The organism is Methanotorris igneus Kol 5 (assembly GCF_000214415.1).
GTDB classification, from domain to species: domain Archaea; phylum AGJL01; class Methanococci; order Methanococcales; family Methanococcaceae; genus Methanotorris; species Methanotorris igneus.
Genome location: NC_015562.1, coordinates 1,145,416 through 1,158,038, shown reverse-complemented (window position 1 = coordinate 1,158,038; position 12,623 = coordinate 1,145,416). Strand labels below are relative to the sequence as shown.

Annotated in this window: 11 protein-coding genes; 6 read left to right on the top strand and 5 right to left on the bottom strand. The window is 33.1% G+C overall.

What is annotated here, in order from left to right; all coding sequences use genetic code 11:
- Positions 1-10: 10 nt before the first annotated feature.
- Positions 11-1,393, bottom strand: coding sequence for an adenosylmethionine--8-amino-7-oxononanoate transaminase (bioA, locus tag METIG_RS05785; RefSeq protein WP_013799293.1), 1,383 nt, complete (start codon positions 1,391-1,393; stop codon positions 11-13).
- Between the two features lie 443 nt (positions 1,394-1,836).
- Between bioA and METIG_RS05780 the strand changes: the two genes are divergently transcribed.
- The 4 genes from METIG_RS05780 to queC are packed head-to-tail and all read left to right on the top strand — an operon-like array spanning position 1,837 to position 5,549.
- Complete coding sequence (locus METIG_RS05780) at positions 1,837-2,466, top strand: IS607 family transposase (RefSeq protein ID WP_013799292.1); 630 nt, start codon at positions 1,837-1,839, stop codon at positions 2,464-2,466.
- Positions 2,456-3,760 (top strand): IS200/IS605 family accessory protein TnpB-related protein, encoded by a 1,305-nt coding sequence (locus METIG_RS05775; protein WP_013799291.1) that lies wholly within the window; start codon positions 2,456-2,458, stop codon positions 3,758-3,760. Before METIG_RS05780 ends, METIG_RS05775 begins: the two co-directional genes overlap by 11 nt.
- 59 nt (positions 3,761-3,819) lie before the next feature.
- Positions 3,820-4,800, top strand: a complete 981-nt coding sequence (gene mfnF / locus METIG_RS05770) for a (4-{4-[2-(gamma-L-glutamylamino)ethyl]phenoxymethyl}furan-2-yl)methanamine synthase (protein ID WP_013799290.1) — start codon at positions 3,820-3,822, stop codon at positions 4,798-4,800.
- Positions 4,801-4,847: 47 nt separating this feature from the next.
- Complete coding sequence (gene queC, locus METIG_RS05765; protein WP_013799289.1) at positions 4,848-5,549, top strand: 7-cyano-7-deazaguanine synthase QueC; 702 nt, start codon at positions 4,848-4,850, stop codon at positions 5,547-5,549.
- 60 nt (positions 5,550-5,609) lie between these two features.
- On the opposite strand, the gene METIG_RS05760 is transcribed toward queC, so the two are convergent.
- From METIG_RS05760 to METIG_RS05750, 3 genes are all read right to left on the bottom strand, one after another.
- A complete protein-coding gene (locus METIG_RS05760; protein ID WP_013799288.1) occupies positions 5,610-6,629 on the bottom strand; it encodes a potassium channel family protein in 1,020 nt (339 codons plus the stop codon).
- Between the two features lie 209 nt (positions 6,630-6,838).
- Positions 6,839-7,138, bottom strand: a complete 300-nt coding sequence (locus METIG_RS05755; RefSeq protein ID WP_245527597.1) for a potassium channel family protein — start codon at positions 7,136-7,138, stop codon at positions 6,839-6,841.
- A 126-nt stretch (positions 7,139-7,264) separates the two neighbouring features.
- Positions 7,265-8,143, bottom strand: coding sequence for an IS481 family transposase (locus METIG_RS05750; protein ID WP_013799287.1), 879 nt, complete (start codon positions 8,141-8,143; stop codon positions 7,265-7,267).
- Positions 8,144-8,219: 76 nt separating this feature from the next.
- Here METIG_RS05750 and METIG_RS05745 point away from each other — a divergent pair, with 76 nt between their 5' ends.
- On the top strand, positions 8,220-9,683 hold the full coding sequence (locus tag METIG_RS05745) for an AAA family ATPase (protein WP_013799286.1): 1,464 nt from the start codon (positions 8,220-8,222) through the stop codon (positions 9,681-9,683).
- On the opposite strand, the gene METIG_RS05740 is transcribed toward METIG_RS05745, so the two are convergent.
- Positions 9,676-10,287: a DUF4013 domain-containing protein gene (locus METIG_RS05740; protein ID WP_013799285.1), complete on the bottom strand. Its 612-nt coding sequence runs from the start codon at positions 10,285-10,287 to the stop codon at positions 9,676-9,678. The genes METIG_RS05745 and METIG_RS05740 overlap by 8 nt on opposite strands.
- Before the next feature lie 301 nt (positions 10,288-10,588).
- On the opposite strand from METIG_RS05740, the gene METIG_RS05735 reads away from it, so the two are divergent.
- Complete coding sequence (locus METIG_RS05735) at positions 10,589-12,622, top strand: ATP-binding protein (protein WP_013799284.1); 2,034 nt, start codon at positions 10,589-10,591, stop codon at positions 12,620-12,622.
- The last annotated feature ends 1 nt before the right edge of the window (position 12,623 follow it).

Below are 12,623 nucleotides of genomic sequence, written 5' to 3'. Positions count from 1 at the left end.
TAATGTTGTTTTATAAATCCGCTTCTTTTATTGCATCGTATAGGGAATTGCATAAATAAATGATTTCTTCCTCTGTTATTGATAGTGGAGGAACTAAGATAACAACATTACCAATAGGCCTCATATATATGCCTTTTTCAAGTAATTTATCTGCAACCCTATATCCTGCCTTATATCCATAAGGATAAGGTTCTTTTGTTTCTTTATTTTTTACAAGTTCTATTCCAACCATAAAACCTCTTCCTCTTACATCTCCAACATGTTCAAGTTCTTTTAATTTTTTAAGCTCCTCGTGGAGAAGTTTTATTTTTGGTTGAATATTTTCTATTACATTTTCTTTCTCAAAAATATCTAATGTTGCAAGTGCAGCAGAACATAGGAGTTGGTTTCCAGTATATGTATGTCCGTGATAGAACTGCTTACTTTCCCCAAAGTCTCCAAGGAACATATTATATATCTCATCTGTTGTAAGTGTTGCGGCCAATGGTAAATACCCTCCAGTTATTCCCTTCCCAAGACAAAGGATATCAGGTTTTTCTAATTTCTTTAACTCTTCATTGTCACAAAAGAACATCTTTCCTGTTCTTCCAAATCCAGTAGCAACTTCATCAAGGATAAATATCACATCGTTCTCTTTACATGCCTTCGCTACTCCTTCAATATACCCATCTGGGAATGGTATTATTCCAGCAGAACCCATAACTCCTCCTTCAAGGATAACACAAAATACTTCCTCACTATGCTTCTCAATCAACTCAACGATTTCATTTAAACACTCCATCCCACAACCTTTCTTATTTCTCTCATCCGTATCTTTGAAGTTGTAGTATTTGCATCTATAGCAGTAAGGAGGGTCTGCATGGTAACCTTTAAATAATAGTGGTTTAAATACCCCATGGAAAAGTTCACTACCTCCAACACTCATAGCACCAACTGTATCTCCATGATAACCTTCTTTAACTGAAATAAATTTATGCCTCCCTTTATCCCCTCTCAAAACATAATATTCAAATGCCATTTTAACGGCAATCTCTACAGCCTCTGCACCATCTTCTGAATAGAATACTTTTGTTAAATGCTTTGGGGTTATATCCACCAATTTTTTTGCCAATAAGATAGATGGAACATTCCCACATCCAAGTAATGTTGAATGGCAAATTTTATCCGCTTGATTTTTTATTGCATCTATTATCTCTTTCCTACTATGTCCAAACAAATTACACCATATAGATGAGACGGCATCCAAATATCTATTCCCATAAATATCAATCAAATAATTTCCTTCTCCTCTCTCTATAATTAAGTTTTTTGAGTTTACATATTCCTTCATTTGTGTGTAAGGATGCCACACATACTCCTTATCCCATTTCTCAAGCAATTCTGGATTTTTCATAGTATCACCAATGAACCTGTAGTTAGATATTAATACGTGGAAATTATTGTTTGGAAAATTACTGTGGTTTATATATTCAAAGTCAATTTTGTTGAGATACCGTCGTGTGCGTTAGAAATATTTGGCAAAACCAAAGGTTTTGCCGTATGTTTTTTGGCAAAATCCAAGGGATTTTGCCGTATATATTTGTCCGAGATTATATCTTCCTTATTTAATTTAGAAAGTTTTGTAACTGACTATAATCTACAAAATCCTTTCAACTTTCCATTTTTATTCTCAAATTCATTCCACATGACACATTCCAAATGACAAAATACTTCCCCACATTAATTTAATCTTTATTGTTATTTTATACTAAAAAGTTTTTTAAAATATTTTTTATATAACCGCCTTCCGAAACTGTTATATATTAGATGAGTGTTAGTTATTATTGGTGAGTAAGTATGAGTTTAGAAAGACTATATACGATGAAGGAAGCTTGTGAATTGTTGGGAATTCATATAAAAACACTGCAAAGATGGGATAGAGAGGGAAAGATAAAGTGTGTTAGAACTGTGGGGGGAAAGAGGAGGGTTCCAGAGAGTGAAATAAAACGAATATTAGGAATTAAAGATAAAGAACAAAGAAAAATTATCGGCTATGCAAGGGTTTCATCTAACACACAAAAAGACGATTTAGAAAGGCAAATAGACGCGATAAAATCATACGCAAAAGATAGGGGCTGGAATATAGAGATATTAAAAGATGTTGGCAGTGGATTAAGCGAAAAAAGAAAAAACTACAGAAAACTTTTAAAAATGGTTATAAATCAGGAGGTTGAGAAAGTAATAATTGCCTATCCAGATAGATTGACAAGATTTGGCTTTGAAACATTAAAAGAATTCTTTAAATCTTACGGAACGGAGGTAATCGTTATTAATAAGAAATGTAAGGCTCCACAAGAAGAGTTAGTAGAAGATTTAATAACCGTTATTTCCCATTTCGCAGGAAAATTATACGGAAGGCGTTCTCACAAATATAAAAAACTTATAAAGACAGTTAAAGAAATTGTGGGCGAGAATAATGCAAAATAAAAACAAACTTCCATCCGAAATCGTATTAACTTACAAGATTAAACACAATTACGATTTAAAAAACTTGTTAGATGGATTTATGAGTACCTCTCAGAAAGCAGTTGATATTATCTGGGAAAATATCAACTGGAAAGAAAAACAAGTTAAACATCGATTTAAATCTAAAAATAAATACAAATACTACACAACCACCCGATTAATCCCAGAAATTCCAAAAGATAAGGATTTCAAAAGAGAACTAAGAAATTATTTACTAAATGGCTGGAATTTTGCTTCTCATTATGTAGATGGAGCTATTAAAGTGGCTTATTCAACAATAGAGAGTTGGAAATCGAATTATTTAGATGGTAAAAGAAAAAGAAATAAACCGACATTTAAAAGACCTTTTGTTAGAGTTAAAAATACCCTAATAAAATACGATAAAGAAAATGGAACGATAAGGATAACAATAAAAGCGAGGAGGGAGTATTTAGTTTTAAATATTAAAAATGAATGGTTTTTCGAAAAAATTAGAGGTTTTGACATTGGAGAGATTATTTTGAAGGACAACGAGGCATTAATAACCTTTAAAAAACCTTTAAATATATTTGATAAAAAAGTCGTTATCGGTGTAGATAGCAATCTAAAATCCTTAGATTTATTCCATCCAGAAGAGGGGTGGATTAGAGTTGATTTATCTGAACTGCATAGAATAAAGAAGGTTTATGATGTTATTATCGATAAGTTAAAGTCGATTTATAAAAAAGCTCCGAAGAGAATTGGTATCTTGCTAAAAAAGTATTATAATAGAAGGAAAAATCGAGTTGAAGATTTTATTAATAAATTAACTTCCCAGCTATCTAAACTCTTTCCAAATGCAATTTTTATCTTTGAGGATTTGGATAAGCTCAGTATGTATAAAAATTCAAACTTTAACAGAGATTTAGATAGGACAAGCTGGAGAGAGATAGCGAAAAAGTTAGAGTATAAGAGTATTGTTTTTTACGTTAATCCTCACTATACTTCAAAAACCTGTCCCGTATGCGGGAGTAAAATGGAGTCCCAAGAGGGACAGGTTGTAACATGCGAAAAATGTGGAGTTTTCAATAGGCAGTTCGTCGGCTCTTTTAATATCTTTAAAAGAGGAGTTAAATTAGTTAAAAAACTCTTAGGCGGAGTTGGGGCCCCCGTGGCTGGGGTGGAGGTCGATGATTTACTCCCCAATGAACCCAGAGGAGAGTTGAGACCGATGTCACCCAAGTCCATCGTGAGGGTTAATTTAAGCGAGAGTACTTTTATTCACATTTACTCCTAAATCCTCACGATGGATAGACCCCAATTTATTTTATTCTAAGAAACCATCTTGGTGAAAAGATGATATTGGGCATTGATATTGGTGGGGCAAATACAAAAATAACTGAAATTGATGAGAATGACTACAAAATACATCATATATATTTCCCAATGTGGAAAAATAATGAAAAACTAACCGAATTATTAAAAAAATACAGTGAAAATGTTGATACAGTTGGTATTGTTATGACCGCTGAACTCGTTGATGCCTATGAAACAAAAAAAGAGGGCGTAAATGACATATTAAATTCCGTTGAAAACGCCTATGATTGCCCAATTTATGTTCTTGATGCTGATGGGAATTTTTTAACTCCAGAAGAAGCGAGAGAAAACTACTTAAAAGTTTCCGCCGCCAATTGGATGGCTACTGCAAAATTTGTCTCTGAATATATTGATAATAACTGCATTTTGGTGGATATGGGCTCAACCACAACAGATATAATCCCAATAAAAGATGGGAAAATTTTGGCAAATAAGAAGGACTTGGATAGGTTAATGAACAACGAACTTATTTATGTTGGGACTTTGAGGACTCCATTATCATTTTTAGCCAATAAAATAAACTTTAGAGGAAAAATAACACATGTATCATCAGAATACTTTGCAATAACTGGTGATATACACGTTATTCTTGGCAAAATTAAGGAAGAAGATTACACCTGTGAGACACCAGATGGTAAGGGCGTTGATAGAGACGCATGCTTAACAAGAGTCGCAAGGGTTTTGTGTGGAGATAGAGAGATGATCAATGATGATGAATTAACTGCTATTGCTGAAGAATTCTATGCCAAATTATTGAAATTAATAAGGGAAGGAGTTGATGAGGTATCTAAAAAATATGAATTAAAAAATGTAGTTATAACTGGTTTAGGAGAAGAAATCTTAAAAGATGCGTTAAAGGGATATAACATAAAATCAATAAAAGAAATTTATGGGAAAGAAGTTTCATTGGCAACCCCAAGTTTTGCCGTTGGGATGTTGTTGAAGAAATACATTGGCTAATTTCCCAAATGTTTATTATCTAAAACCAAAAAACAAAAAGTGATAATATGAAAGCAGTATGTGTTTTAAGCGGTGGTTTAGATTCTACAGTAAGTTGCTTAATTGCAAAGGATTTAGGTTATGATTTGGTTAATATTACATTTAACTATGGACAAAAAGCAGCAAAAAGGGAAGTAAACTCTGCAAAAAAAATATCAGAAATTTTAAATGCTGAACATGTTGTTATTGATTTGCCATTTATTAAAAAATTTGGAAAAAGTGCTTTGCTAACTGAAAAAGAACCTCCAAAATTGGATATTGAAGAGTTGGATATGAGATTCAGAACCATTCAAACAATGGAAGAAGTTTGGGTTCCAGCGAGGAATTTAATCTTATTCAGCATTGCAAGCGGGTTTGCCGAGAGTATTGATGCAGATAGGGTGTTTGTTGGTTTAAGCGGGGAGGAGGCAACAACATTTCCAGACAACACACCTGAATTTGTTGAGAGATTAAATAAGGCATTGGAATATGGAACATTAAACCAAGTTAAGATAGAGGCACCACTATGCAATAAGAACAAGCAGGAGATTGTTAAAATTGGGCATGAAATTGAAAAGAAATTGGGCGTTGAGGTTTTAAAGTATAGTTACTCATGCTACAAAGATAATGGAGAGGATTTTTTACATTGTGGAGTTTGTGAGAGTTGTGCAAGAAGAAAAAGAGCATTTTTAGGAGCTGGTGTTAAAGATAAAACAAAATATATTGAATAACTCATCTCAGACAAATGTATTTGGAAATCGACATTAAAATTTCCATTAAGTTGTCTTTTTTTATTTATTCTTTCTTTTTTTTGTTTTATTTAATATTTTTTCAAGTTTTTCTAATTGTTCTTTAGTACCAAACGCGTAAATTTCATCTCCTTTATCAACAACAACATCTGGGGAAGGATTTATAATTAAATCATTCCCCTTTTTAACTGCTAAGATTGTTACCCCAGTTTTTGACCTTATTTGGGATTCATAAAGTGACTTCCCACAAATTTCAGATCCTTCACAAACACAGAACTTCTCAATCTCCATATCATAACTATCATCCATTATGGTAGATACAAAATCCAAAACCTCAGGTTTTAGGGCTATCTCTGCTATCCTTGAACCCCCTATCACATTAGGAGAAACTACCCTATCAGCCCCTGCTTTTAAAAGCTTATCTACTGCACTACCATCCTCTGCCTTTGCCACAACATATATGTTTGGATTTAATCTTTTAGCAGACAAAGTTATAAAAACATTCTCAGCATTAGTATTTACCACAGAAATTAACCCCCTTGCCCTCTCAATACCTGCTTTTATCAAAACATCATCTGATGTAGCATCCCCCACAACATAAATCAGATCAGGGTCCTTTTCAGCTTCTTCTTCCAACATTTTTTCATCAGAATCAATAACAACAAAAGGTACCTTTGCATTTTTGAATTTTTCCGCTACAACTTTTCCTAATTTGCCATATCCACAGATAATAAAGTGACCCTTTAATTTTTTTAAATTTTTCTCCATTTTTCTCATCCTTGCAACTTTTTTAAAATGCCCTTCCATAAAAAACTCTGCAATACTTCCAAATGTATACGCAACAGCACCAACACCAGTAACGATATACACCATTACCAGTGCCTTACCCCAATGTGTAGTTGGAGTATAATCACCATAACCAACAGTCGATATTGTCACAATTGAAACATACAACGCCGTGAAAAAATCCCAACCTTCCAAAAACATAAACCCTATAGACGCAAATAATATTAGTGCCCCTATAGTCACCATTCCCAACTTTATTTTATTTAAGGTGTCCATTTCCATCAATCCCAATTATTATACTATGTTTTACCATTAATTTTTAAACTTACGCTCATATATATTGATTGATAAAAAACACAAATATTTCTAATGAATCCACTACTTTAAGTAGATTTTTAATGTTCTTTATGTTGTTATGTTGTTTCTGATGCTTCCATTAACAGAGGAGGGGTGAAAAATCCCAGTTTTAATAGATTTTTTAATAGTTATTGGTTTTCAAAATTATCATCAGTTGATTGAGAAGATGAGCGATTAATTTTATTCTTTTTTTCCAGCTCATGACTGATAATTCTCTGAACCCTTGTTATTAGTCCAGATATTATATATAACACTGCAAGAACAATTATTATTTTTCCCCACATTGTTTGGGGTGTAATATCTCCGTATCCTATGGTGGTTATAGATATTACTGTAAAGTAAAATGCATCTGCAAAATTGTTTATTTTTGGATTTGCTTCATTTTCAGCCAGCCATATAAAACATGATAATATAAAACTAAATGTCAATATGGTTATAAAATTAATGGTTTCTCGACTTAGGTTAAGATGTCTGAATTTTATTATCCTCAATAATACCAATATTCTTACTGCATTAATTATTGTTGTATCCTGAAATTATTTCGTTGTTCATGTTCATGTTATCACCTCTTTATTGCATTTGGTATTTTCGAAGTATACTTCGTATGGGGTTTTAAAACTTAATGAGCGGTGTGGTTTTATTTGGTTGTGCCATTCAACGAATTCTTTCAGGTTGTTGAACTTGTCCAGTCGATATTCAACTTCCCTATTTATTCTTTCAACTTTTCCTATCGTTTGAGGGTGTCTGATTGAGGTTTTTATATGCAAAATTTCCCTTTCCATTAGAAACTTCTGAAATCTCGAGATTCCACCCCTTGCAGGGACGAATTGGGTTCCATTGTCAGTTAATATCTTTTTCGGCGTTCCATACTTTTCAAAGCATTCTTCTAAAGCCGAGATAACAACGTCGGTTGTAGCTTCTTCGTAAATTCCAGCGTGTAGGATGAATCTACTGTGATCATCAATTATTAACAGGAGATTATATCTAACTCCATCCACATCTACGATTTTAAAATCCATCTGCCACATTTCGTTAGGTTTTGAAGCGCTGAATCGCTTTGGCTTTTTCTTTCTTTTCTTCTTTCTCTTGTGGGTGAGATCGAACTCCTTCAGTATAGTATATATACGATTATGAGGAATATGTATATTGTGCTTATTCTCTATGTATTTCTCTAAATGCACTGCACTGGTTCCTTTATACTCCTCAACTGCTTTAAGAACTAAATCAATCTCTCCCTTCGATATTTTCTTTGGCTTTCTACCCCTACGTTTTATCTTTGGAATTTCTCCGGTCTCTCTATATTCTTTCCATATTTGCTGAACTCTACGGGGAGTTACTCCAACTTTCTTAGCTATACGGCTGGTTTCAAAGCCCTTTTCTTTCCATCTAATGATTTTCCTAATCATTTTATCGTTAAGTTTTGCCCCCTTCATATTATTCTTATTATTAACATTCCTCTTTTTATTACCTACTGATGCGAAATAATTTTGGGATACCACAGGTGTAATTATGGAAATTGGTATCTTAGACATAAAAGGTTCTCTTCCATGTTTTGAATACTTCGGAAATTTACCAACCAAAATCATCGATGAAAATAATATCAAGGATATTAAAGATTTAGACATGCTTATTATTCCAGGAGGTAGTATAGTAGAAAGCAAATCACTCAATGAAAACCTAAAAAAAGAAATTGTCAATTTTGATGGGTACATAATTGGAATTTGTAGCGGTTTTCAAATCTTATCGGAAAAAATAGACATTGGGAGGAAAAGCCCGGTTCCAATAATTAGGGAGGGATTGGGTTTATTGAATGTTGAATTTTCCCCACTAATTTGCACAGATAGGGTTAAAGCAACACTTGAAACAGATTCAATCTTAGGAAAAAAAGGAACTGTTGGAGAAGGATTTCACTGCCACACCTATGGAAATATAAAGATAACGGATAAAAAAACCAAACCCCTCACAATATCAGAGGTCAAAAAACTAAACTATAAGATGCAAAAAACCTGTAAAAATATCATATCTGGGGCTGTTTGTGGAAAAGTCATTGGAACCATGGTGCATGGGTTTTTGGACAACGAACATATAAGAAACAATATATTAGACAACTTAAAGGTTGATGAAGAAGAGAGAAAAAAAATCCTTGAAAAAAATAAAGAAGTTATGAAAAAATTAAAATTAAGAGGATTAAAATTCAGAAATAACACAAACAAAAACATAACAAACACAGAAAACAAAAAAGAAATTCGGGGAATCATTTTATTAGCAACGGGCTCAGAAAGTGGAAAAACATTTTTAACTACTGCAATTTGCTCAAAGTTAGATGGAAAGGTTTTGGTATCAAAGATTGGGCCTGATGTTAGGGATATCGTCCCAGCTTTGTATCTGTTGAGGGAACCAATGCTAAAATATAGTAGTATAAAAATTAGTGATAGAGGTTGGTGTGAAGTCTCTGAATACCTAAATTACCTAAAAAATTCCAACTACGATTATGTAATCATTGAAGGGGTTATGGGGGCATTTACTGGGGCATTAAATAAGAAAAATTACAGTGGGGCTGAGATAGCGAAGTTATTAAATTTCCCAGTTTATATTGTCTCTGCATGTAATAAAAGCGGTATTGAGGGGGCATTTGTTGAAAGCTTAGCATATTATTCCCTACTAAAAGAGATGGGAATTAAAGTTGAGGGAATAATACTAAATAGGGTTTATAATTTTAATGTTTTTGAAAAAGTTAAAAAGATTGGAGAAGAGATTGGCGTCAAAGTTATCGGCATCCGAAAAGTCGAAATGGAAAGGAGAGGCCTAATTCCTGAAGTGGAGATTGATTATGAAGAGTTCTGTAAGTTGGCAATGGAATTGGATATACAACTCGAAATACCGAAAGTCGAAATTAAAGGCATAAATGAAGAAAATAAAAATTTTGAAGATTATTTAAAAGAATGGAGTAAAAAAATAAAAAATATTACTTAGAACTTTCCCTATATAAAGTTCCAAAGTAATATACAGCCACTAAAGACAAATAAAACATGGCAAAAATGCTCAATATCCAACCTATTATGGGAATCATTGATACTAGATCCAATACAAAAACCAAAATAAACAACACAACATACGCCAATAAATAATCCCCAATTACCGATTTTATTCTTCCCAATATTTCTTCGAACTCAAATGCTGCTGATAACTTTTCCTTTGCAGCATAATTTGCAATTGCCATAGGCATTGCAAATCCAAATACTATAAATAACACAAATCCCAACACAAAACCAACAATAGAAGAATTTTTACCTACCAAAGCCCCCAATCCCCCTAACAAAATCATCACCACTAAAGGAATCGCAAAGTAAATCAAACCTATAATAAACACACAAATACCAGTAATGAACTTACCTCCCCAATTTTCCCATTCTGGAAGAACCTTTTTTCCAGTTATAACATACTTCATAGTTTCAACAAAATAACCACCTACTATAAGATTAACTATGGGGATAATGCCTATAATCCCCCCAATAATAACCTTCTTAACCCATTCTTCATCATCCATAGGAAACTTCAAACCTTCAATAATATCCATAACTCCCACCCCACATAATAATAACATATTTCTGTTTTTCATAATATATAAATTTATTTTTCTTTGAATATTTAAACATTTAAATTAAACAACACTAAAAGAATATATACCCCACATACTATAAACTTCACAAAAAATATAGTCGTTGCGTTTTATAAATGACATTACACACAATCAAAATTAAAGGAAGAGTTATGTCCTATCTAAAATTAACCGTGATTATAGTTTTTTTCAATATTTATTGAATTAAATAAGTGACAAAAATTCCGCAAACGACTAAATTAGAAAGTTCTGTGGAATTATGGAAAATGACAAAATAAGAGAAAAAATTGAGGAATTAAAAGATCTGCTTATATATTACATCAGAAATTTCTACAACGACGATATCATCTCAGAAAAAGAAAGAATTGAGATTGACCTAACTGAAATTTATAAATTTGGATTAATTGATTTTGTGGAATTTATTCATGAACATCCTAAGGAAGGATTAAAATTCATAGAAGAGTGTTACCGTAAAGCATACTATTCATTAAAAAACGAATATCCAAAATGCATCATCACAATAAAAAATCTACCGGAAATTTTCAAAAAAGTTAGGCACAAAAATAGATTGCTAACAATCAGTGACATAAAAAGTCACACAATTGGAAAACTCGTAGAGTTTGAAGGTATAGTAGTGACGGCAACAAAAATAAAAACAGTTCTAAAAAAAGCAACATTTATTTGTAGCAAATGTGGGAAAAAAATAACTATAAACATAGATAACCCATTTGAACCATTTGAAGAGCCAAGTTGTGAATGTGGAGGGAATGATTTAGTTTTAATTGACAATGAATGTGAATACATGGACTTTCAAGAGATAAAAGTTCAACAACCTTTGGATTTGATGGATGACCCAGAGGAACCACCAAAATACATAACCGTATTCTTAGAGAACTCCCCAGGGATTTACTGTGGAAGGGTAAAGATAACAGGCATTCCAATAAAAATACAAAAGAACAAAAAAGTGCCAATATATGACATCTATATAAAAGGAATCAACTGTGAGGTTTTAGATGATGAAATTGAAATGGAATTAAGTAGGGAAGATATCAAAAAGATTGAAAAAATAAGTAAATTGCCAAATGTTGTGGATTTATTGGCAGATCGACTAATTCCTGAGATAAAAGGGCATGAAGTTGTTAAAAAAGCAGTATTTTTGCAACAAATAAAAGGGGTTAAAAAAGGAAATAAAAGAGCAGACATCCATATTTTATTAATCACCGACCCAGGAATCGGGAAAACAGTGATATTGAGGAGGATCGCAGAACTTCCTGGGAATTTATATGGTTCTGTAACCACTGCATCAGGAGTTGGTTTAACCGCGGCAGTAGTGAGGGAAAAGACAGAGATTGGAGATGACACATGGGTTATTAAACCAGGGCTCTTGGTGAAGGCAAATAAGGGAACGGCATGTATCGATGAGTTAACAGTAAATAAAGATTTGCAAAGTTATGTTTTGGAGGCAATGGAGAGTCAAACAATACACATCAGTAAAGGGGGAATCACTGCAAAACTTCCAGCAGAATGTGCAATTTTGGCAGCATGTAACCCAAGATGGGGAAGATTCGACCCTAACATTTCAGTTGCAGAGCAGATAAACATTCCTGCACCATTGTTGAGTAGATTTGATTTGATCTTTCCAATAAGAGATGAACCAGATAGGGCAAAAGACAAAGAAATAGCAGAACACATCATAGACATCCATAGGGCACACTTAGATAAAGAAGTAAACAAAAAAGTTGGGTTAGAATATATTGAGGTTGATGGAATCAAGATAGATACTGAATTTATAATAAAATACATTGCCTACGCAAGACAAAAGAAGCCAGTAATATCTGAAGAGGCAAAAAAACTTCTCATAAACTACTACCTAAACATGAGAAAAGGAACTATACAAGTTACAGCAAGACAATTAGAGGCAGCTATAAGATTGGCAGAGGCACATGCAAAGGCAAAGTTAAAGGATGTGGTTGATGAAGAGGATGCAAAAGAGGCAATAAACATAATCACCGAATGCCTGAAACAGATTGCCTATGACCCAGATACGGGACAGTTTGATATTGATAAAATAACCGGTGTCTCAAAGAAAGATAGAGATAAGATGATGGTAGTTTATGAAATTATCAAAAAACTTGCTGAAAAGAAAGATGATGGTCTTGCGTTGCATGAGGATGTTATAGAGTTATGTGAAAAAGAGGGAATCGACGAGGAAGAGGCAGAAAGAATCATTAAAAAACTCATCAAAAATGGAGATATAGACGAGCCGAAACCTGGAAAATATAGGTTGATGTGAG